At 68.1% G+C, this 20,729-nt stretch carries 18 protein-coding genes; 3 read left to right on the plus strand and 15 right to left on the minus strand.

Annotation, left to right across the window (positions count from 1 at the left end; translation table 11 throughout):
- Window positions 1-211 precede the first annotated feature (211 nt).
- The 7 genes from ACZLZQ_RS22285 to ACZLZQ_RS22315 form a co-directional block, all read right to left on the minus strand.
- Window positions 212-1,018 carry a Crp/Fnr family transcriptional regulator gene (locus ACZLZQ_RS22285; protein ID WP_472951284.1) on the minus strand — a complete coding sequence of 269 codons (807 nt, stop codon included), beginning with the start codon at window positions 1,016-1,018 and terminating at the stop codon, window positions 212-214.
- A gap of 182 nt (window positions 1,019-1,200) precedes the next feature.
- Window positions 1,201-2,754 carry a cryptochrome/photolyase family protein gene (locus tag ACZLZQ_RS22290; protein ID WP_472951285.1) on the minus strand — a complete coding sequence of 518 codons (1,554 nt, stop codon included), beginning with the start codon at window positions 2,752-2,754 and terminating at the stop codon, window positions 1,201-1,203.
- 133 nt (window positions 2,755-2,887) lie between these two features.
- Window positions 2,888-4,621, minus strand: a complete 1,734-nt coding sequence (locus ACZLZQ_RS22295; protein WP_472951287.1) for an acetyl/propionyl/methylcrotonyl-CoA carboxylase subunit alpha — start codon at window positions 4,619-4,621, stop codon at window positions 2,888-2,890.
- A gap of 28 nt (window positions 4,622-4,649) precedes the next feature.
- Window positions 4,650-6,260 (minus strand): 5-oxoprolinase subunit B/C family protein, encoded by a 1,611-nt coding sequence (locus ACZLZQ_RS22300; protein WP_472951288.1) that lies wholly within the window; start codon window positions 6,258-6,260, stop codon window positions 4,650-4,652.
- 8 nt (window positions 6,261-6,268) lie between these two features.
- Window positions 6,269-7,075: a putative hydro-lyase gene (locus tag ACZLZQ_RS22305; protein WP_472951290.1), complete on the minus strand. Its 807-nt coding sequence runs from the start codon at window positions 7,073-7,075 to the stop codon at window positions 6,269-6,271.
- Window positions 7,072-7,851 carry a LamB/YcsF family protein gene (locus ACZLZQ_RS22310; RefSeq protein WP_472951292.1) on the minus strand — a complete coding sequence of 260 codons (780 nt, stop codon included), beginning with the start codon at window positions 7,849-7,851 and terminating at the stop codon, window positions 7,072-7,074. The genes ACZLZQ_RS22305 and ACZLZQ_RS22310 overlap by 4 nt, the downstream gene beginning before the upstream one ends.
- Before the next feature lie 13 nt (window positions 7,852-7,864).
- Window positions 7,865-9,028: an NRAMP family divalent metal transporter gene (locus ACZLZQ_RS22315; protein ID WP_472951329.1), complete on the minus strand. Its 1,164-nt coding sequence runs from the start codon at window positions 9,026-9,028 to the stop codon at window positions 7,865-7,867.
- Window positions 9,029-9,505: 477 nt separating this feature from the next.
- Here ACZLZQ_RS22315 and ACZLZQ_RS22320 point away from each other — a divergent pair, with 477 nt between their 5' ends.
- Window positions 9,506-10,174, plus strand: a complete 669-nt coding sequence (locus ACZLZQ_RS22320; RefSeq protein WP_472951294.1) for a GntR family transcriptional regulator — start codon at window positions 9,506-9,508, stop codon at window positions 10,172-10,174.
- 73 nt (window positions 10,175-10,247) lie between these two features.
- On the opposite strand, the gene ACZLZQ_RS22325 is transcribed toward ACZLZQ_RS22320, so the two are convergent.
- Window positions 10,248-10,592, minus strand: a complete 345-nt coding sequence (locus tag ACZLZQ_RS22325; RefSeq protein WP_472951296.1) for a hypothetical protein — start codon at window positions 10,590-10,592, stop codon at window positions 10,248-10,250.
- Between the two features lie 100 nt (window positions 10,593-10,692).
- Here ACZLZQ_RS22325 and ACZLZQ_RS22330 point away from each other — a divergent pair, with 100 nt between their 5' ends.
- Window positions 10,693-11,625, plus strand: coding sequence for a LysR family transcriptional regulator (locus ACZLZQ_RS22330; protein ID WP_472951298.1), 933 nt, complete (start codon window positions 10,693-10,695; stop codon window positions 11,623-11,625).
- A gap of 132 nt (window positions 11,626-11,757) precedes the next feature.
- Here ACZLZQ_RS22330 and ACZLZQ_RS22335 read toward each other — a convergent pair whose 3' ends face one another.
- Window positions 11,758-12,663: an EthD domain-containing protein gene (locus ACZLZQ_RS22335; RefSeq protein WP_472951300.1), complete on the minus strand. Its 906-nt coding sequence runs from the start codon at window positions 12,661-12,663 to the stop codon at window positions 11,758-11,760.
- 175 nt (window positions 12,664-12,838) lie between these two features.
- Window positions 12,839-14,062, minus strand: coding sequence for an MFS transporter (locus ACZLZQ_RS22340; RefSeq protein ID WP_472951302.1), 1,224 nt, complete (start codon window positions 14,060-14,062; stop codon window positions 12,839-12,841).
- Window positions 14,063-14,170: 108 nt separating this feature from the next.
- Here ACZLZQ_RS22340 and ACZLZQ_RS22345 point away from each other — a divergent pair, with 108 nt between their 5' ends.
- On the plus strand, window positions 14,171-15,079 hold the full coding sequence (locus tag ACZLZQ_RS22345; protein WP_472951304.1) for a LysR family transcriptional regulator: 909 nt from the start codon (window positions 14,171-14,173) through the stop codon (window positions 15,077-15,079).
- Window positions 15,080-15,163: 84 nt separating this feature from the next.
- Here the strand turns inward: ACZLZQ_RS22345 and rbsK are convergent, their stop codons facing one another.
- From rbsK to ACZLZQ_RS22370, 5 genes are read right to left on the minus strand one after another with little or no spacing between them, the layout of a single operon-like run.
- A complete protein-coding gene (gene rbsK, locus ACZLZQ_RS22350; protein WP_472951306.1) occupies window positions 15,164-16,087 on the minus strand; it encodes a ribokinase in 924 nt (307 codons plus the stop codon).
- A gap of 10 nt (window positions 16,088-16,097) precedes the next feature.
- The gene (locus ACZLZQ_RS22355) at window positions 16,098-17,165 is read right to left on the minus strand and encodes a DUF4432 family protein (protein WP_472951308.1); all 1,068 of its coding nucleotides are present in this window, start codon (window positions 17,163-17,165) and stop codon (window positions 16,098-16,100) included.
- Entirely contained in the window at window positions 17,162-18,151 is a 990-nt protein-coding gene (locus tag ACZLZQ_RS22360) for an ABC transporter permease (protein WP_472951310.1), read from the minus strand. Before ACZLZQ_RS22360 ends, ACZLZQ_RS22355 begins: the two co-directional genes overlap by 4 nt.
- A 10-nt stretch (window positions 18,152-18,161) precedes the next feature.
- Window positions 18,162-19,127 (minus strand): ABC transporter permease, encoded by a 966-nt coding sequence (locus ACZLZQ_RS22365; protein WP_472951311.1) that lies wholly within the window; start codon window positions 19,125-19,127, stop codon window positions 18,162-18,164.
- Window positions 19,127-20,620, minus strand: a complete 1,494-nt coding sequence (locus ACZLZQ_RS22370; protein ID WP_472951313.1) for a sugar ABC transporter ATP-binding protein — start codon at window positions 20,618-20,620, stop codon at window positions 19,127-19,129. Before ACZLZQ_RS22370 ends, ACZLZQ_RS22365 begins: the two co-directional genes overlap by 1 nt.
- Window positions 20,621-20,729 lie beyond the last annotated feature (109 nt).

A 20,729-nucleotide genomic window follows, 5' to 3' on the forward strand; every position in this document is an offset into this window, starting at 1 on the left:
GCGCGGTTCTTCTCTTGAGATCTTCCGGCCTGCAGGCAGCACTGGCGAAGTCCGGCTTTTTGACAAACCGGAAACGTCGGCATTCGATCCCGCCCGCTTGATTGGCCGATCATCGTCACGCGCTGGCCCGGCGCTCCGTCGCGCAGAACGGCGCAGCCGCAAGTCAGGTCGCAGCCTCAGCATCGCCCCTGTCCCGGGCGACAGGCATGGCTCAGGCTGAATCGCCCTCGGCGAGAAGCGGCGCGTGCTGGCGGTCAGCGCCCAGGCCGTCCGGCACCGAATAGGCATGGGCTCGATCCTGAAAGCTGTTCGGAATCAACCGCTCATACACCGCCTCGGGAATGCCGTAGCTGCGGCCGGCAATTTCTTCGAGGGCTTGTCGGTCGGTGATCTTGATGCTGCCGCGGGTGGCGCGGATCGCGTGCAGGCCCTCGAGCACGTGCGTTGCGCTGGTGATGCCGGCCCGGCGCACGTGCAGCATGCTGGCCAGGAGATCGTGCGTGATCTGCAGCTCGTCCCCCTCAGCGCGGTCATGATACATCAGGAGCCAGCGCGCTAGGCGCTCGTTGATCATCTGCGTCGTGGCGGCCAGAAGCGAGTGTTCGACCTGGACCTCGCAGGCCAGCACATATTTGCGCATGAGAACGGCAAGGTCGTCGTTCCGCGACATCGCCTCGATGAAGGGGGCGCGGGCGATCCGCAGGCCTTTTCCGCCGAACTGCATCTGGATCTTGTTGGTGGCGAAAGTCCCGCCCTGGACGATCGGCTTGCCGGTCATGCCCTCGGAGCCGATATGGCCGCTCTCCGCCATATCGCCGTCCCGGCCGACGATCATTCGCGCCGCGATCCCGTTCTCGAGGTAGATGATGTGCTCGATCGGGGCGTCCGGCAACTCGAGGACCATTCCGATCGGCAGTTCCACCGGCTCGAGATCCGGCGCCAGCAGCGAGAAGGCCTGTTCCGGTAGATTGCGGAGGAGGCGGTTCCGAACGGCGCTCTGTAGGATGTCTCGGCTCATGGATTCCCCATTCTGCAGAAGGTCTCTGGTTTCGGCCTGGCCTGCGATATTCTCGTCCATGCCGACGGGCCAACCCCGGCAAGCGGCATTTTTGGTCTGATGTCCGATCAGCCGCAGCCGCAATTCTTGCGCGGCGAGCGCTGCGCCCGAACCGAGCTATATGGGGCAGTGCGGGCGCAGGATCAGTCCCTGGCCCAGCCAGGGGCCGCCGGCGTCAATCCGTCGAGGAAGGTTTTGGCGCTTTTGCGGTATTCCGCTTGCCGTGCATCATCGAAGCGGTTCCAGGTCGCGTACATGTTTCGCATGCGTTGATTGCCGGAGAACCGCTCCTCGTGCCGGGCGAGAAAGTCCCAGTAGAGCGCGTTGAACGGACAGGCGTCGGGCCCGGTCTTCGCCTTCACGTCGTAGCGGCACCGGCCGCAATAGTCGGACATGCGGTCGATATAAGCGCCCGAAGAGGCATAGGGCTTGGAAGCGATCGCGCCGCCGTCGGCATACTGGCTCATGCCGATGACGTTCGGCAGCTCCACCCATTCATAGGCATCGAAGTAGACCACCAAGAACCAGTCGGAGATCGCCTTGGGATCGATGCCGGCGAGGAGCGCGAAGTTGCCGAGCACCATCAGCCGCTGGATGTGGTGGGCGTAGGCCTCGCGCCGGGTCTGCCCGACGCTCTCCTTGAGGCACCGCATGTCGGTCTCGCCGGTCCAGTAGAATTCCGGCAGCGGCCGCGTCGCCCTCAGAGCGTTGCGGTCCGCGAAGGCCGGCATGTCGCGCCAGTACATGCCGCGCATGTATTCGCGCCAGCCGATGATCTGGCGCACAAAGCCCTCGACCGAATTGATCTCGGCATCGCCCCGCTTGTAGGCGGCAACCGCCGCCTCGCAAACCTCGAGCGGGCCGAGCAGGCCAAGGTTCAGGCAGAGCGACAGGCTGCTGTGGTAGAGATAGTCCTGCCCCGCGATCATCGCATCCTGGTAGCGGCCGAAGTCCGGCAGCGCGGTGTCGATGAACTTTTCCAGCGCCGTCAGCGCCTGGGCGCGGGTCACCGGCAGGCCGAAAGGCTCAAGATCGCCGAAATGGTCCCCGAACCTCTTTGTCACCAGCGCCAGAACCTCGCGCGTGATCTCGTCGGGCTCGAAGCGTTCGGGCGCGGGGTAGTTGAGGCCACGCGGCGGCGTCTTTCGATTTTCGTGGTCGAAATTCCACTGGCCACCCTCCGGCTTGCCGCCGGAGGTCATCAGGAGGCCCGTCTGCCGGCGCATGTCGCGGTAGAAGAACTCCATGCGCAGTTCCGCACGGTCCTTGGCCCAGAGTTGGAACGCCGGCAGCGAACAGATGAAGCGGTCGTCCTCGAGGATTTCGACCGGGAGGCCGGCGCGCCCGGCCCAACCGTCCTGTGCCTCGCGGACGCGGTACTCCGCCCCTTCGACGACGCGGATGGCCGAGGCGTGATGGCGCTTCGCCGCGCGCTCGACCTCGCCGGTAAAACTCTGGGTATTCCCGCGGGCGTCGAGCTTGATGTAGTCGACCGTCCAGCCTTCGGCCCGAAGCGCCTCTGCAAAATGGCGCATGGCCGAGAAGATCAGCGCGATCTTCTTCTTGTGGTGGCGCACATAGGTCGCCTCGTCCCACACCTCCATCATCAGGACGACAGCGTCCGCGCGGTCGACACCGCGCAAGCTGGCGAGCGACATCGACAGCTGGTCGCCGAGAACGGGGATGAGAAGCGTCACGCCGGCATCACCCGGCGGGATCGCAGAAATCTAAACGCTGGCACCAGTTCCACCCCGCATCACGCCCGGGGGTCGCATCCCCCCGGTCTCCACTTGCCCAGCGCAGATAGGGCGAGCTAGGAGGGCGCAAAGCTCAGTCGGCGATGCGGGCGATAACGGTACCGGCATCCTGGTAGGCGCCTTCCGCGGCCCCGCGGCGCATCTGCCCGCTGCGGTGGGCCAGCACCTGTGTCTCCATCTTCATCGCCTCCATGATGGCGACGACGTCGCCTTCCGCCACCGCGGCGCCCTCCTCCACCTTCCAGGCCTGCAGCGTGCCGGAGACCGGGGCGGCCAAAGCCTCGGCGTCCGCAGCCGCCGGAGCCGCGCCCGGGGCGGCCGGCGCCGACGCGCCAGAGAAGCCGAGACCGGCAATCAGGCTCTGCGGGATGACGATTCGCGACCGCCGGCCGTCGATCTCGACAAAGCCCTCGACGATGCCGACCTCGGCGGGCCTTTCCGGCCGCATCGCCGCTTCCGGCATTTCGGCGAAATCGGTTTCGATCCAGCGGGTGTGCACCTTGAAGCCGTCCGCCCCAACGAAGTCCGCGCTCTCGATGGCGGCGCGGTGGAAGGGCAAGACGGTGGCAACGCCCTCGATGCGGAACTCGGCGAGCGCCCGCCGCGCGCGCGCCAGCGCTTCGCCCCGCGTGCGCCCGGTGACGATGAGCTTGGCCATCATCGAATCGAAGGTGCCGGGAATGGTCGAGCCGGTGACGACGCCGGTGTCGAGCCGGATGCCGGGGCCGGATGGGGGATCGAAGCGGGTGATGGTGCCGGGCGTCGGCAGGAAGCCGCGGCCGGGATCCTCGGCATTGATCCGGAACTCGATGGAATGGCCGCGCGGCACCGGCGTCTCGGTGGTGGTGAGCGCGAGGCCCTCGGCGATGCGGAACTGCTCGATCACGAGGTCGAGCCCGGTGGTCTCCTCCGTCACCGGGTGCTCGACCTGCAGGCGGGTGTTGACCTCGAGGAACGAGATCGACCCGTCCACGCCCAGCAGGAACTCGACCGTTCCGGCGCCGGTGTAGCCGGCTGCCGCGCAGATCGCGCGCGCGGCTTCGTGGATGCGGGCACGCTGCTCGTCGGTGAGGAACGGCGCCGGGGCCTCCTCGACGAGCTTCTGGTTGCGCCGCTGCAGCGAGCAGTCGCGGGTGCCGACGACGAGAACATGGCCGTGCCGGTCGGCCAGCACCTGCGCCTCGATATGCCGGGGACGGTCGAGAAAACGCTCGACGAAGCATTCGCCCCGGCCGAAGGCGACCACCGCCTCGCGCACCGCAGAGGCGAAGAGCTCGGGGATCTCCTCCATCGTGCGCGCCACCTTGAGGCCGCGGCCACCGCCGCCGAAGGCCGCCTTGATCGCCACCGGCAGGCCGTGATCGCGGGCGAAGGCGGTGACCGCTTCGGCATCGGCCACAGGGCCGTCGCTGCCCGGCACCAGCGGCGCGCCGACGCGCTCGGCGATGCGCCGGGCCTCGACCTTGTCGCCGAGCGCCTCGATGACGGCCGGGTCCGGGCCGATCCAGGTCAGCCCGGCCTCGATCACCGCCCGCGCAAATCCGGCATTCTCGGACAGGAAGCCGTAGCCGGGATGCACGGCGTCGGCGCCGGCTCTTCGGGCGACGGCGATCAGCTTGGCGATGTCGAGATAGGTCTCGGCCGGGCTCTGGCCGCCGAGCCCATAGGCCTCGTCGGCCATGCCGACGAACAGCGCGTCGGCATCGGCATCGGCGTAGACAGCGACAGAGGCAAGGCCATAGTCGCGGCAGGCGCGCACGATGCGGACGGCGATCTCACCCCGGTTGGCGATCAGGACTTTTTGCATGGAACGGGCCTTGATGGAGGGGACGGGGTCAGGCGGACCCGAGCGGCGCAATCTCGGCGAACGCCGTGATCGGGCGGAAACGGATGCGGGCGCCGACCGGGATCTGGGCGGCGAGGTCGAGATGGTATTCGGCGACGGTGGCGATGACGGGATAGCCGCCGGTCAAAGGGTGGTCGGCGAGGAACAGCACCGGCTGGCCGCTGTGCGGCACCTGGATCGCGCCGGTCGCGGTGCCCTCGCTCGGCAGCTCCGCCGCGTCGATGCGCTCTAGGCCGACCTCACCCGCAAGGCGGATGCCGACGCGGTTGGACTGCGGCGTCACGTCCCAGAGCTGGGCCGTCAGGGTCTTGATGCCGGCGGCGGTGAACCAGTCGGTACGGGGGCCCATGACGACGTCGAGCGTTACCGTGTCGCCCGCGATGGGCAGCGTGCCGGGCGCCGCTTCCTCCAGCGAGACGCTCGCCCAGCCGGTGGCCGCGACCGGCAGGACGCCGAGGACGGCGCCGGCTGCGACCGGTTCGGGCCCGACCTTGGCCAGCGTGTCGGTGGACGCGCTCGCCAGAACCGGCGCGACGTCGAAGCCGCCGCGGACCGCGAGATAGGAGCGCACCCCGCCGGCGGGCCGGCCGACCTCGGCGACATCGCCCGGCTCCAGCGCGATTGCCTGATAGGGCTCGGCCTCGAAGCGTCGTCCTGCGGCATCGGTGACGGCAAGGCGGACGTCGGCGCCGGCGAGCGCCACGGTCAGGCGGCCGATCGCCTCGAAGCGGAAGCCGCCGAGGGTGATCTCGAGGCATGGCGTTCCCGACGGATTTCCGACAGCGCGGTTCGCCGCCGTCAGCGCACCGCGATCGAGCGCGCCGGATGCCGAGACGCCCTGCCCGGTCTGTCCAGGCCGGCCGAGATCCTGGAACAGCGCCGGCATCGGCGCCGCCAGGACGCGGATGCCAAGATCGGGCGCGGGACGTTCCGGCTCCGGGCGGGCATCCGCCGGCGGGGCCGCCTCGGGAGCGGGCGCGGCGCCTTGCGCCGCCATATCGACGAAGCGCACGCGCGTCCCGGGCTCGAACAGCGCCGGCGGGTCGCGCGAAAGATCCCACATCGCCAGCGGCGTTACGCCGATGATCTGCCAGCCGCCGGGGCTCGCCTGCGGATAGACGCCGCTGAACTGTCCCGCGAGCGCCACCGCGCCAGCCGGAATGCGCGTGCGCGGGCTGCGGCGGCGCGGCACGTGGAGGGCGGGATCGCCGCCGACGAGGTAGCCGAAGCCCGGTGCAAAGCCGGTGAAGGCCACGGTGAACTCGCTCGCCGTATGGCGCCGGACGACCTCCTCGCGGGTGAGGCCGGTGAGCGCTGCGACCTCGTCCAGGTCCTCCCCGTCATAGCGGACGGGCACCTCGACCAGGCGATCGGACGGCGCCGGGCGGCCGCCGAGTTGCCGCGCCCGCAGGTCGGCCGCCAGGGCCTCGGCGCTGAGGTCGCCCGGGCGATAGCGGATCATCAGCGTGCGGGTGGCCGGCACCACCTCGTCGATGCCGGCGAGCGGGCTGGCCTCGAGCGCGGCGAACAGCGCCAGCGTCTCGTCGAGATCGGCGAGTTCCACGTGGAGGGTCGTCAGGCTGACGGGCAGAAAGCGCATGCGGCTCCTCAGGCGTGGTAGGCGGTGTCGGGAATGTCGGTGATGAACATGTGGCCGGGCGCGTGGGTGATCGCGAAGGGCACGCGCGAGGCCATCACCGCGGCCTGTGGCGTCACCCCGCAGGCCCAGAACACCGGGATTTCGCCGGGCTCGATGCGGACGGGATCGCCGAAGTCGGGACGGCCGAGATCGGCGATGCCGAGCCGGCTGGGCTCGCCGACATGCACGGGCGCCCCGTGGACGGCAGGAAAGCGCCCGGAGATCGTCGCGGCGTCGGCGATGCGGTCGGCCGCGATCGGCCGCATCGAGACCACGAGATTGCCGTGCAGGCGGCCCGCCGGACGGCACGGCCGGTCGGTCAGGTACATCGGGACGTTGGTGCCATCGGCGATGTGGCGCATCTCGATGCCGGCTTCGACGAGCGGCGTCTCGAAGGTGAAGGAGCAGCCGATCAGGAAGGAGACGAGATCGGGATGCTCGGTCCAGGCGGCGCTGGCGTCGGCGGTCTCCTCGGCGAGCTCGCCGTCGCGCCAGATGCGGTAGAGCGGCAGGTCGCGGCGAAGGTCCGCGCCTTCGGCCAGCACCGTCGCATGCGCGCCGGGATCGCCGACGTCGAGCACCGGGCAGGCTTTCGGGTTGCGCTGGGCATAGAGCAGGAAATCGAAGGCCCAGTCGCGCGGCAGGACGATTATGTTGGCTTGCGTCAGGCCGGGCGCGATCCCGGCCGTCGGCGCGACCAGGCCGTCGCGGTACCGCCGGCGGGCGGCGCGTGACGCCTCGATCACCGGGACGCCGGCCGCTGCCGCGCCCCTCATGCCGCGCCTCCTTCGGCGTGGACGAAGGATTGCAGCGTGACGCCCTCGGCCTCGAAGGTCCGGCGCAGCTGGCGGGCGATCTCGACGGCGCCGGGGCTGTCGCCATGCACGCAGATCGACTGCGCCTCGACGCGGACCACCGAGCCGTCGATCGCCTCGAGGACGCCCTCGCGCGCGAGCCGCAGCATGCGCTGCGCAATGAGCGCGGGATCGTGCAGCACGGCACCGGCCTCGCGGCGCGAGACCAGAGCGCCTTCCGGCGTGTAGGCGCGGTCGGCGAAGGCCTCGGTGACGACGGCGAGCCCCGCTTCACGGGCGCGCTCGACCAGCGGCGAGCCCGCCAGCGCCATCAGCACCAGCGCCGGGTCGGCGGCCTTGATGCCGGCGATGACGTCGGCGCCCTGGCGCGGATCGGCGGCGATGCGGTTGTAGAGCGCGCCGTGTGGCTTGACGTAGGTGACGCGGGTGCCGGCGGCGCGGGCGAGCGCCTGCAGCGCGCCGATCTGGTAGATGACGTCGGCGACGAGTTCGGCGCTGGCGACGTCCATGTCGCGCCGGCCGAAGCCGACGCGGTCGGGATAGGAGACGTGGGCGCCGACGGCGACGCCGCGCCCGGCCGCCGCCGTCAGGGTGCGCAGGATGCCGGCGGGATCGCCCGCGTGAAAGCCGCAGGCGACGTTGGCGGAGGTGACGACCGACAGCATCGCGTCGTCGTCGCCCATGGCCCAGGCGCCGTAGCCCTCGCCGAGATCACTGTTGAGATCGATGACAGCCATCGGAACTCTCTCCTTACATGCTCAGGAAGGCGAAGATCGGGCCGATCGACTTGTAGCCCATGTACCAGGTGAGCGCGGCGGTGATCACCCCGAGGATCAGCAGCCAGCGGGGATAACGGTAGCCGTCCATCAGGTCTTCGCGCTTCCAGGCGGCATACATGAAGATGCTGAGGCCGATCGGAAGAATGAGACCGTTGAAGCCGCCGACGAACACCAGCAGCGCGGCCGGCGCCGTGCCGATGGCAAGATAGAGCGCCAGCGAGACCGCAATGAAGGCCACGGTGGAGAGATTGCGGCCGCGCTCGCCGATGGACGGCATGAAGGTCGAGAAGAAGGAGACAGAGGTATAGGCGGCCCCGATGACGCTCGTGATGGCGGCGGCCCAGAGAATGGCTCCAAAGATCCGCAGGCCGAACTCGCCGGCAGCCGCCTGGAAGGCCTGGGCGGCAGGATTGGCCGCCTTGCCGGAAATGTCGATGGTGACGCCGCTGGCCACCACGCCGAGCACCGCAAGGAAGAGGACGTAGCGCATCACCCCGGTGACCGCGATGCCGGTGAGCGCCGCGCGCGTGACTGCGCCGAGATTCTCGCGGCCAACGGTGCCCTTGTCGAGCAGACGGTGGGCGCCGGCATAGGTGATGTAGCCGCCCACGGTGCCGCCGACGATGGTGGTGATCGTCGCGAAATTGATGGTGTCGGGCCAGACGGTCTGCCGGAGCGCCTCGCCGAGCGGCGGCGCGGAGACGATGGCGACGAAGAGGGTCAGCGCGATCATCATGATGCCGAAGAAGACGATGATGCGGTCTACCGCAACGCCGGCGCGCTTTGACAGAAAGATGGCGATGGCGACCAGGGCGCTGATGGCTCCGCCGATCTTCGGATCAAGTCCGGCCAGCGCGTTGAGCCCGAGGCCGGAGCCGGCGATGTTGCCGATATTGAAGATGAGGCCGCCGAAGATGACGAGGATCGCCAGGAGATAGCCGGAGCCGGGAATGGCGGCATTGGCGACGTCGGAGGCGCGCATGCGCGTCAGGGTGACGATGCGCCAGACGTTCAGCTGGACGACGAAGTCGACGAGGATGGAAGCAAGGATGCCGAAAGCGAAGGCCGCGCCCATGCTCGCGGTGAAGGTCGCGGTCTGGGTGATGAAGCCTGGGCCAATCGCCGAGGTCGCCATAAGGAAGATGGCCGCGATCAGCGACCCCCGACGTTCCGACGCCGATTGGACGAGCGCCGGGACCACCTTGGCCGGGGCCGATCCCCGCTCCAGAGGTCGCAAAACCGGCGAAGGGCTAGCAGGCTTTTCCATCGTTCACGCTCCGGCTGCAGACCGCCAAACCGGCCCTACCGAAACCTCGCTTGGTTCCCCTTCTCGGTCAATATTGTTCAACAAAACAAATCAGATTTTTGAAGAATATGCCGGTACATGTCGCAGAGTGGTTCTGATCGCAGCACGATCTGCTCAAGAAATGCCCCATCGCCCGAGCACTGCCGCCGCCAGGCCTTGTCCCGATCAGCCCTTTCGGCAACGGTAAAACCTCCACGGCGGGCGCCTGCCGCATCGATTCGCTTCGCTGTAAGAGGGTTGCAGGCGACGCGAAACCGGCCGTCATCGCCCCGCCGAACCGGCGCGAACTACTCCCGAAGGGGCCTGATGACCACGCGCGAAACACCGCTGACCCTCGCCCAGCGCCTGGCCGAGGCGCTGCGCAACAGACTGACGACGGGGGAGTTGAAACCGGGCGAGCGCCTTTCGGAAGCCGCGCTCAGCGCCAGCTTCGCGGTGTCGCGCAACACGCTGCGTGAGGTTTTCCGCCTGCTGACGATGGAGGGTCTTCTTCGCCACGAGCCGAATCGCGGAGTCTTCGTCGCGACGCCCAGCATGGGATCGATCCTCGACATCTACCGCGTGCGCCGGATGATCGAGGGGCAGGCGCTGGCCAAGGCCTATCCCAAACACCCGGCCGTCGCCCGCATGCGCCAGGCGGTGGAGACCGCCTTGATGTGCCGCGAGAAAGCCGACTGGGCCGGCGTTGGCAGCGCCAACATGCTGTTCCATGCGGGGATCGTCGAGCTCGCCGACAGTCCGCGGCTCAGCGTCTTCTACGCCCAAGTGGCCGCCGAACTGCGGCTGTGCTTCGGCCTGCTCGACGATCCGGAGTTCCTGCACGCTCCTTACATCGGCATGAACGCGGCGATCCTCGAGCGGCTGGACGCCGGACAGCCCGGCGAGGCCGCAGCCTTGCTCGACACCTATCTCGTCCAGTCCGAGCGCACGATTTTGGCCGCCTTCTCCCGCCTCGGGAAGAAGCCGGCGGCGTAGCGGCCGTACCAAAAGGTTCGGGCTCGGCCACCGAAACCGGTCGCCGGGCCCGAAATGCCGTCGCGGAGCGCGATCAGTAGGCGAGCGCCGCCTTGCGAACGAGCAAGACGTCGGCCTCGCGGGCGATCTCGACCTCGACGGGCTCGAGGCCGGCCTCGCCGGCGGCCGAGAGCAAGAGGCTCTGGCCGGAAGCGAGAACCGCCACCATCCGGATCGGTGTCGCGGCCTCGCCTTGGGAGAGCGTGGTCACGACACGGAATCCGTCGCGCTCGACGGTGTAGTAGGCATTACCCGCAACGCCCCCGAGGTCGATGTTCACCGCCTGCACCGGCTTAATGCCGTCGGCATGTGCGACGCCGGCAAGGGGGAGGCCGGAGAAGGTGAGGCTTGCGACGAGGAGAAGGCTGCGGATCGACATGGGAGACATCCTTTGGTCTGGAACAACGGGGCGATGCCGTCGCCCCGTGACCAGGACTATGCTAGATCCCAGACTATCGATCAAACTGATTGGATTCATGATGGCCACCGACGGCATCAATTTATCCCGCTTGGATCTTAATCTTCTCGTGCACCTCGAGGCGCTGCTGACCGAGCGGAGCGTTACCCGTGCGGCGGCGCGTGTCGGGCTCGGCCAGTCGGCGATGAGCCACAACCTCGCCCGGCTGCGCGATCTCTTCCGCGACGAGCTGCTGACCCGCGGCCCGGACGGCATGCAGCCCACGCCGCGCGGCCAGGCGCTGCTGGAGCCGGTGCGCGATGCCCTCGCGCAGGTTCAGGCGCTGATGGCGCGCGGCCGGGACTTCGATCCCGGTACCGCGCGGCGGACCTTCCGGGTGGGCCTCCCCGACAGCCTGGAGATCCTGATCATCCCGGCGCTCCTCGCCCGCCTCCGGCGGGTCGCGCCGCGGGTGCACCTCAGGCTGCACAGCATCGACACGTCGCGCCTGCTGCAGGATCTCGATACCGACCGGATGGACCTCGCCATCGGCTATGGCGATTTCTCCGAAGGACAGACCCACCACAAAAGGCGCCGGCTCTTCTCGGAATCCTACCAGTGCATGTTCAATGCAGAGCTCACCGGCATTTCCGGCCAGATCTCGCTCGAGGACTATGTGCGGCTGCCGCACATCCTGACCAGCCTACGACACGGGCTCGGCGGACGCGGCGTGGTCGACGACGCCCTGGACAGCCTCGGCCTCAAGCGGACCGTCGTCCTGATCTCGCCGCGCTTCCTCGCCGTCCCCTACATGGTCGCGCGGTCGGCCGTGGTGGTGACCATGCACACCCGCATCGCCCAGATCTTCTCGGCCGAGCTTGGCCTCAGCCTCAGCCCGCCGCCAATCGCGCTGTCGGACATCGAGGTTTCCGCGCTCTGGCACGCCTCCTATGACCGGGATGCCGGCCATGCCTGGCTCCGGCAGATGGTGTCCGAGGTGGTCGCCGAGCTCTGAGCCGGCGCGGGCCCATCGGCATGCCCGCCGGAGCGTCTCCGGCCCCCCGTCTCAGGCTCCCCGTCTGCGGCTCCGGCCCGCCGGAGGACGGCCGCGGGGGTCCGCGCGGGATCCCTGCGGCTGAAGATCGCGTCAGAGATGCCCGTCGAGCAGCAGCCGGCGGACATCGTCCTCCACCTGGTTGGTCGCGCCCAGCCGTTCGATCAGCTGGGCCGGACGGCTTCCCCGGAGGCCGGCGACCGTCAGCGTCTTGTCGCGGACATAGGTGTAGACGCCGCTGACGGCGAAGGCGGACGCCCGGGCGATCTCGGCCTTCTGGCCCTCGATCGTCCGCTTGAACGCTTCGGACGCGTAGAACTGGCGACGCGTCAGCGGCGTCTCGAAGGCGAGCTCCAGGATGGCGACGAGGGCACGCTCCGGCGGCACGAGATGGTCGACATTGGGCGCCGGGGGTGCGGGTTCGGCATTGTCGTAGCGCTCCGGCAGATGCAACCGGACCTTCAGCACCGACGCGTCCGAGGCCAGGGTTTCGGCGAGCCGCGCCATGTAGGCACCGAAGGCCTTAACGTCGTCGCTCCTGGCGCCGAAATGCACATGCAGGCGGTCGAGGCCGTCATCGGCATTCGGTATCGGGTCGGCAACGCGGTCGAGCAGCGTCTGCGAGCCCTTCGGCAAGGCATAGGCAACGGTCGCGGCAAACATGTTCTGCTCGTCGGCGAAAAGGATCGGACAGGCCTTGTTGAACTCTGCCTGGTCCTCGGCCGAGGCGAAGCCGATCTCGACGCCGCCGTCGAGGACATAGTCGTCGAACGGCTTGATCCCCTCGATCTCCGGCCAGAGATGGGCGTCCTGCTCGCGGTCGAAGTGGTTTTGCACGTACCAGCCGAGCCCCGGAATTCGGGAGCACAGCGGCCCGTGCACGTCCCGCCAGTAGGTCGCGAAGATCTCGTGCGGCACGCTCGGCCGACGCAGGACGGTCGTGTAGCTGTTGATCGCAATCGCCGTATCGCGGTCGGCGTAGTTGGTGGGGGTGGACATGTCGGGTTTCCTGGTCTCGGCTGACGGCGGGAGGGCGCTTCTGCGCCGCGGTATCCCTCCGCCAACGGTTGAAGGGCTGTAAGGTCGCAACACCGCCGGCATGGACGCCGCGGGGCTTCGTTCTCTGCGGGACCCGCCGCCGGGCAGCGGCGGGCCGATCATCTGCTGCGCGAGTTTAGCGAGCGGCTTCCACGGGCCCGGCCGGACGGGAAATCCGGCCGACGACGGGCACCAGCAGCAAGGCGAGCAGCGCAATGGCCGCGGCGGCATAGCCGACGAACTGGAGGCCGGCATGCTCGATGACGAGGCCGCCGAAGATCGCACCGAGGCCGATGCCGGCATTGGCCATCGAGACGTTGAGCGTTCCCGCCAGGGCCTGGGCGTGGCTTGCCGACTGCATGACGCGCACCTGGCTGATCGGATAGAGCGCGGTATTGGCGATGCCCCAGGCAACCAGCGCCAAGCACAGCCATGGCAACTGGCCCGCCAGCGGCACGGTCAGCGCCATTCCCGCCGCCAGCACCAGCACGGCCAGGAACGTCACCCGCAACGGCCCTTGAAGGACGTAGCGACCGCCGAGCCAGTTGCCGAAGAGACCGACAAGGCCGAAGCCCATCAGCCACCAGCCGACCTGACCGGACGGGATCCCGGCGATCTGCTCCAGCGTGTCGGCGAGATAGGTGTAGCCGGTGAACATGGCGGTGAAGACCACGACCGAGAGCAGCGCATTGGCAAGGAAAGCCGGATCCTTCAGGATCTGAGCCTGCTCGGCAAGGCGCATGCGGGCGGGACGGGCAAGGCTCGGCATCACCCACATCAGCGCCAGCGCCATCACGAGCGAAAGCCCGGCAAGGCCCCAGAAAGTACCGCGCCAGCCCAGCACGTCGGAGGCAAGCGTTCCCAGCGGAATGCCGAGCACCATCGCGCCGGAAATGCCGAGATAGACGTTTGCGACCGCTTTGCCGGCCTTGTCCGGCCCGGCAAGGTCGCCGGCCGTCTCGCTCGCGGTTCCCCAGAACACCGGCAGCGCCAGCGCCGGCAGGAAGCGGCCGAAGCCCAGCACCCAGACGTCGGGCGCGGCGGCAGCGAGCGCATTGGACACGGCGAACAGCAGCAGGATCGCGACGAACAGCCGCTTGCGCTCGATATGTGCCAGCAGCGCCGTGAGGATCGGGCCGCACAGCATCACGGTGAAGGCGAACAGCGTCACCAGAAGCCCGGCGACCGAGATCGACAGGCCGAGATCCCGCGCCAAAGCCGGCAGCAGCCCGATGATGATGAATTCGGTGGTGACGATCACGAAGGCGGAGATCGCCAGCAAGGTGACGGCGAGGCCATGCCCCGTCTCTTTCGTCCCGGCCGGCGACGCCGCCGGCAATTCCTGCGTCAACGCTGACATAACAGCACTCCTTTTGATAGAGCACAGGGTGTAGGCGCGACAGGAATTCGCGTCGAGCGGCATTAATTCCGGTTTGTGCGGACAGAAATTCTCTAATAAGACGGCAGCATGATTCCATCCGAGCGACTGAAGGGCATCGAGGCCTTCGTGGTGACGGCCGACTGCGGGAGTTTCACCGCCGCCGCCGCGCGCCTCCATCTGACCAATTCCGCCATCAGCAAGAGCGTCGCCCGGCTCGAGGCGCGGCTCGGCAGCCGCCTGTTCGAACGCACGACGCGCCGCCTGAAGCTCACCGACGCCGGCGCGGCCTTCTACTCCACCTGCGTCAGGGTCCTGACTGAACTCGAAGATGCCGAGGCCGTGCTGGCGGCGCAGCGCATGGAGGCGGTCGGACGCGTCAAGATCAACGTGCCCGCCGCTTTCGGCCGCATGCGGGTGATGCCCGTGCTGCTGGCCTTTGCCGAGCTAAACCCCGGGCTGCGGCCCGAGGTGAACTTCACCGACCGCTTCGTCGATCTCGTCGAAGAGGGCGTCGACATCGCCATCCGGATCACCGCCTCGGACCATTGGACGAGCGGCCTCGGACGCCGCCTCCTCGGCACGGAGAAGCTGATCTTCTGCGCAGCACCCGCCTATCTCGAACGGCACGGCACTCCCGCCACGGCCGACGCGCTCGCGGCGGCCGACTGCATCGTCTACGGCAAAGGCAATGGCAGCACGATGAGCTGGCGCTTCGGGTTTGGCCCCGACACCATCGAGGAGCGCAGCATGGAGGCGCGCATGGTGCTTGGCAGCGCCGAGACGCAGGTGGAGGCGGTCAAGGCGGGCCTTGGCGTCGCGCAGCTCGCGACCTGGCTGATCGAGCGGGAGCTGGAGCGCGGCGCGCTCGTCGAACTCCTACCCGAGCACGCAACGGCCGGCCTGCCGCTCTACCTCGTCTGGCCGCAAAGCCGGCAGCTCAGCCCCAAGGTCGCCGCGCTGATCACGGCGCTGGCGGACGGGCTGCGCATCGACTGACGGCCGCGGGTGTTGAGGGTCCTGGCCGGCCGTCAGCGTGGATCGCCTGTTGCGGATCTACCGACGGCCTGGACCCGGCAAGCGCTAGCGCTGTGCGCGCCAGGCCTCGAACTCGGCGGCGGTGGCGTAGGATTTCTGCGTGCCGCGGCGGGTGATGGAGTGGGCGGCATACTGCGCGGCAAGCCCGAGCGCCTCGAAGACCGGCTCGCCGCCGGCATGGAAATGCGCGAAGGAACCGATAAAGGCGTCGCCGGCGCCCGTCGTGTCGACCGGGGTGACGCTGACCGGGGCGATTCGCCGTGTGCCGCCGGCCTCGACCAGCAGCGCGCCGCGGCCGCCCATGGTGACGATCACCGTGCCGATGCCCTTGGCGATCAGGCTGCGCGCGGCGGTTTCCGCCTCGTCTTCCGAGGTCACCGGCAGGCCGGAGAGGATGGCAAGCTCGGTCTCGTTCGGCACGAGGAAGCTGACGTCGGCGATCCCCGCAATGTCGAGATCGGCGGCGGCCGGCGCGGGGTTCAGGACCGTGCGGATGCCGTTCGCCTTGGCCCAGGCGATGGTGTGGTAGACGGTGGCGACCGGCACCTCCATCTGCATCAGGATCAAATCGCAGCCGCCCAGAACCCCGGCGGCGGCATCGACGTCGGCCGGCAGCAGCCGGTCGTTGGCGCCCTTGACGATGAGGATCGAGTTCTCGCCGCTGGCGTCGACGCAGATCGGCGCGACGCCCGACGAGACGCCTTCGGCGCGGGTGACGTGGGTGGCGTCGACACCGTTGGCGGCGAAGTTGCGCAGTGTCGCCTCGGCGAAATCGTCGTTGCCGACCTTCGAGACCATCGCGACCGACGAGCCGAGCCGTGCCACGGCAATCGCCTGGTTGGCCCCCTTGCCGCCATGGCCCATCTCGAAGCTCGGCGCCTCCAGCGTCTCGCCCGGCAGCGGCATGCGCGTCACATAGGTGACGAGGTCCATCATGTTGGAGCCGACGACGGCGATCTTCGAGGACATGGTCGTTCCTTCAAGAGATTAGAGAGAGCGGATCTCGGCATCGGTTTCGGCGGGATCGAGATGGCCCATGCGGACGCTGAACGCCGCCGTCGCCGCCCGGCAGCTGCCGGACATTGCCCTTGGCCCTCTCCGCCGTATAGCCCTCGGGCTCGCAGGTCGAGGGCAGCGCTAAGGCGCAGACCGACTGGTCGGGGCCGGCGAGAATCCAGCGCACCGTTTTGCCGAACTCCGCCGGGCGGTGGCGGAGCCAGAAGCTGTCACCCTCGGGCCGCCGCAGCATCGCGCGGGTAAACCCTTCGGCGTCGGTGGCGAGGCCTTCGAGATAGAAGACCTGTTCGGGGAAATATCGCTCGGTCTGGTTCATCACCCGGCTTGCCGCGGGATCGGCCGCCAGCGCGTCGATGAAGGCGAGATAGGCGGGATCCGGCGTCACATGCCGCGGGACGGCCGTTCGCACGCGGGTGTGCGCGGGGGTGAACGGCGCCTGCTGCAGGATCTCGGCGCCCTCGCTATAGGCGAAGTTCACGTGCGCCATGTACATAAGATCCATCGGCGCGGCCGAGAGGTTCTCCACCGTCATCGCCATGTCAAAGGTCCCGCCGGACCGCAGCGTTACCGAGGGCCGCGCCGCGTAGTGCGCGCCAAACCCCATCGCGTATTCATATTCCCCGAAGAGGCGCAGGAACGGCCCCTCGGCGTCCTCGCCCGCCTCGATGCCGGCAGAATCCATCGCCGCGCAGGGCATCTCGCCATGCGCGGGATGGCTGTCGTCTAGGCCCGGCACGCCGTTGCGCAGGAGGCCGGAATGGAAGGCAAAGCAGCCATAGGTCTCGGCGATCGTCGCCACGCGGCGGGGTGCCTTGAAGATGCTCTTCATCGTCAGGTCGACGCCGTCGAACACGGCCTGCCAGATCATCTGCCCGAGAAAAGGCAGCACCACGAGATGGCCGCGGCCGTTCGACAGCCGGACCGCCTCGACGCCGGTCGGGTAGCGGAAGAGGCTGGCCGACAGGCCGGCATGCTCGACGGCGGGGCGTTCGACCTCGTCGAAGGCCGCGGGGCGCAGATGCACCCTCATCGGCTGTGGTTCCGGAAGGCGTTGATCGCGATGACGAGGAGCAGGAAGCCGCCCCAGATGAAGTCGATCAGGTGGTTGGAGAAGCGCATCATCTGGAAGCCGGAGGCGAGCAGCATCAGCGCGACGACGGCGATCGAGACGCCAGCGACGGTGCCGCGCCCACCGGCGGGATTGGTGCCGCCGAGGACGGCGATCAGCACCGCTTGAAGGAGGTAGGAGGTGCCGTAGTCGGACTTTGCCGCATTGGTCCGGCCGGACAGCATGATGCCGGCGATCGACGCCAGCGCCCCGGTGGTCATGTAGGAATAGAGGATCATCCGATCCTTCTTCAGCCCGGCGAACACCGCAGCGCGCGCGTTCGTGCCGATCAGCATCAGGTTGAGGCCGAAAGGCGTGCGGGTGAGGACGACCGTGATGACGACGGCGACCAGGAGGAACAGCACCAGAGGCGCGGCGAGCCCGAGGATCTTGCCGTTGCCGATCGCGCCCCAATAGGCGGGGAAGCCGGTGATGGCTGGGCCGCCGGTGAGGACGACGCAGAAGCCGGTGAAGATCTGCCCGGTGCCGAGCGTCGCGAGGATCGGCGTGATCTTTGCCTTGGCGATGAGAAGGCCGTTGAGGAGGCCGGCGAGAACGCCGACCGACAAAGCCAGGAGAACGCCGAGCCCGACCCGCAGCAGCTCAGGCATGCCGGTGGCATCAGCCGTGAAGCGGGCGAAGAACACGCCGGCGAGGATGCCGGAAAGATTGGCGATGCCGATCACCGACAGGTCGATGCCGCCGGTGAGCATGGCCAGCATCATGGCGATGGCGAGGATCCCCAGCTCGGGAAAAACGAAACTGATGGACTCGAAATTGTAGTAGCGCAGGAACTTCGTCGGCTCGAGAAACGACATCACGGCGAAGATCACCGCGGTGATGATCAGAAGCTGCAGGATGTTGTTGTCGCGGTTGGCGAAGCGGCGGAAGTCGAAACTCTGTTTCATCACCGTCTCCTCACGCCAGCTTCTTGCGGTCGCGCCAAGCCGTCAGCGCGGTCGCGAACACGATCACGCCGCCGACGACGACGCCTTGCCAGGTATTGTCGACGCGCATGATGATCAGGCTGTTCTTGATCAGCACCAGCATGAAGACGCCAAGCAGCGTGCCGAGCACCGAGCCGCGGCCGCCGAAGATCGAGGCGCCGCCGAGCACCACGGCGGCGATGACGTCGAGCTCGAAGCCGACGAAGTCGCGCGGGTTGGCAAGCCAGATCATCGAGGCGTGCAGCAGGCCGGCAAAGCCCGCCAGCGCCCCGGCGAGGCCGTAGACGAGATAGACGATGCGCCTTGTGTTGAAGCCGACACGCTTGGCGGACTCGGGGTCGCCGCCATAGGCGTAGATGCCGCGCCCCGCCATGGTGCGTGTCAGGAACAGCCAGACCGCGACGGCGATGCCGAGATAGACGAAGACCATGGCTGTCAGCGCGCTGCCGCCGACCTCGACCGTGGTGCGGCCGAAGGCGATCAGCGATTTCGGCATGCGGTCGATGTTGATGATGCTGGTGCCGACCAGCCCCAGGAGGAGACCGCGCACCACCGAGGCGGTGCCGAGCGTGACGATCAGCGGGATCATCCTGAAAGTGTGGATGAAGAAGGCGTTCAAGAGGCCGCAGACGAGGCCGATCACCGTCGCGCCGACCAGCGGCAGGACGACGCCCTGGTAGCCGAAATGGTTCATCGCAATGACCGTGAGGTACATCGCGGCGGCGGCGAAGGCCGGAAACGACACGTCGATGCCGCCCGAGATCATCACCATCAGGACGCTCAGCGCCATGATGCCGATGATGACGTTGGCGCGCACCAGGCTGAACAGGTTGTCGAGCGACCAGAAAGCCGGGTTGATCAGGCCGATGACGATCATTCCCGCGACGAGGATCAGCGCGATGACGGTTTCGGAACGGCGGAACAGGGGGGCGAGCATCAGCGCAGGCTCTTCAGCTTGCCGTGAACGTCGGCTTCGACGACTTCGGCGGGATCGATCTCCTCGACCATGCGGCCGCGGTGCATGACGAGGATGCGGTTGCAGTTCTGCAGGAGTTCCGGAACGTCGTCCGAGATCATCAGAACGGCGAGGCCATTGGCGACGGCGAGCTCGCGGATGCGGCGGTGGATCTCCGCCTTGGAGCCGACGTCGACGCCGACCGTCGGGCCGTTGAGGATCAGCACCTTCGGCCCGGTCAGCAGCCAGCGGCCGATGACGACGCGCTGCTGGTTGCCGCCCGACAGCTGGCCGACATGCTTCTCGACGTCGGGCGTGGCGATGCGCATGGCCGCAACCGTATCGGTCGCCATGCCGGCCACGCGCTCGCGGTCGACGAAGGCGCCGCGGGTGGTGCCGTCGATGACGCTGGCGACGATGTTGCGGGCGATCGACTGGCTCATGAACAGGCCCTCGGACAGCCGGTCTTCGGGCACGTAGGCGATGCCGGCGGCGACCGCGTCCTGGACGCTGCCGAGCGTCAGCGGCGTTCCGTCGATGCGGATGGTGCCGCGATGATCCGGCCGCATGCCGAACAGCGCCAGCGCGAGCTCCGTCCGGCCGGAGCCGAGCAAGCCGCAAAGCCCGACGATCTCGCCGGCGCCAAGCGACAGATCGACGTCCTCGACCAGACCATCGACGCCGAGACCCTTGACGTCGAGGCGCGGCGCCTTGCCGGCATCGGTCCAGACGTAGCGCTCCTGGCCGATGTCCTGGCCGGTCATCGCGCGGGTGATCTTGGCCTCGTCGAACTCGGACGTCGGCCCCTCTGCCACCTTGGCGCCGTTGCGGAAGACGACGATGCGCTCGGAAATCTCCAGCATCTCCGTCATCTTGTGGCTGACGAAGAGGATGGCGATGCCCTTGGCCTGAATCTCGCGGACGATGGCGAACAGCCGGTCGACTTCGCGGCCGGTGAGCGCAGTCGTCGGCTCGTCCATGATGAGGAGACGCACGTCCGACATCAGCGCCCGGGCGATGGCGACGATCTGCCGGTCGGCGGTCGACAGGCTGCCGACCTCGGCTTCGAGGTCGATGTCGACGCCGAGCCGGTCGAGCGCTTGGCGCCCGAGCCTGCGCATCTCGCCGCGGTTGGCGAGCTTGCGGTCGTCGCTGAGGAGCTTGTTCAGCGACAGGTTCTCGGCGACCGTGAGGTTCGGGAACAGCGAGAAATCCTGGTAGATCACCTGGACGCCGTGGGCGATGGCATCGCGCGGCGTCAGCGCCAGCATGGCGGCGCCGTCGATCCGGATCTCGCCCTCGTCCGGCTGGTAGATGCCGGAGATGATCTTGATGAGGGTCGACTTGCCCGAGCCGTTCTCGCCGGCAAGGCAGCAGATTTCCGCCGGCGCGATCGCGAAGTCGATCGCATCGAGCGCCTTCATGCCGGGAAACCGCTTGGTGACGGAGCTGAGTTCGATCAGGGGATCGGCCATGAATTGCCGTTCGGAACCGGGCGGGCGAAAACCGCGCCCAAGGAAAGGAAATGCGCCGATGGCGGGGAGCCTCGGCGATCGCTGGGGAATGGAAACGGACGGCAGGGGT

The organism is Mesocryomonas lacus (genome assembly GCF_055730105.2).

Excerpts from the sequence above, each read along its gene's own strand:
- ACZLZQ_RS22285 (WP_472951284.1), bottom strand. The coding sequence starts at position 1,018 with ATGAGCCGAGACATCCTACAGAGCGCCGTTCGGAACCGCCTCCTCCGC.
- ACZLZQ_RS22295 (WP_472951287.1), bottom strand. The coding sequence starts at position 4,621 with ATGCAAAAAGTCCTGATCGCCAACCGGGGTGAGATCGCCGTCCGCATC.
- ACZLZQ_RS22300 (WP_472951288.1), bottom strand. The coding sequence starts at position 6,260 with ATGCGCTTTCTGCCCGTCAGCCTGACGACCCTCCACGTGGAACTCGCC.
- ACZLZQ_RS22305 (WP_472951290.1), bottom strand. The coding sequence starts at position 7,075 with ATGAGGGGCGCGGCAGCGGCCGGCGTCCCGGTGATCGAGGCGTCACGC.
- ACZLZQ_RS22310 (WP_472951292.1), bottom strand. The coding sequence starts at position 7,851 with ATGGCTGTCATCGATCTCAACAGTGATCTCGGCGAGGGCTACGGCGCC.
- ACZLZQ_RS22315 (WP_472951329.1), bottom strand. The coding sequence starts at position 9,028 with ATGGCGACCTCGGCGATTGGCCCAGGCTTCATCACCCAGACCGCGACC.
- ACZLZQ_RS22320 (WP_472951294.1), top strand. The coding sequence starts at position 9,506 with ATGACCACGCGCGAAACACCGCTGACCCTCGCCCAGCGCCTGGCCGAG.
- ACZLZQ_RS22325 (WP_472951296.1), bottom strand. The coding sequence starts at position 10,592 with ATGTCGATCCGCAGCCTTCTCCTCGTCGCAAGCCTCACCTTCTCCGGC.
- ACZLZQ_RS22330 (WP_472951298.1), top strand. The coding sequence starts at position 10,693 with ATGGCCACCGACGGCATCAATTTATCCCGCTTGGATCTTAATCTTCTC.
- ACZLZQ_RS22335 (WP_472951300.1), bottom strand. The coding sequence starts at position 12,663 with ATGTCCACCCCCACCAACTACGCCGACCGCGATACGGCGATTGCGATC.
- ACZLZQ_RS22340 (WP_472951302.1), bottom strand. The coding sequence starts at position 14,062 with ATGTCAGCGTTGACGCAGGAATTGCCGGCGGCGTCGCCGGCCGGGACG.
- ACZLZQ_RS22345 (WP_472951304.1), top strand. The coding sequence starts at position 14,171 with ATGATTCCATCCGAGCGACTGAAGGGCATCGAGGCCTTCGTGGTGACG.
- rbsK (WP_472951306.1), bottom strand. The coding sequence starts at position 16,087 with ATGTCCTCGAAGATCGCCGTCGTCGGCTCCAACATGATGGACCTCGTC.
- ACZLZQ_RS22355 (WP_472951308.1), bottom strand. The coding sequence starts at position 17,165 with ATGAGGGTGCATCTGCGCCCCGCGGCCTTCGACGAGGTCGAACGCCCC.
- ACZLZQ_RS22360 (WP_472951310.1), bottom strand. The coding sequence starts at position 18,151 with ATGAAACAGAGTTTCGACTTCCGCCGCTTCGCCAACCGCGACAACAAC.
- ACZLZQ_RS22365 (WP_472951311.1), bottom strand. The coding sequence starts at position 19,127 with ATGCTCGCCCCCCTGTTCCGCCGTTCCGAAACCGTCATCGCGCTGATC.
- ACZLZQ_RS22370 (WP_472951313.1), bottom strand. The coding sequence starts at position 20,620 with ATGGCCGATCCCCTGATCGAACTCAGCTCCGTCACCAAGCGGTTTCCC.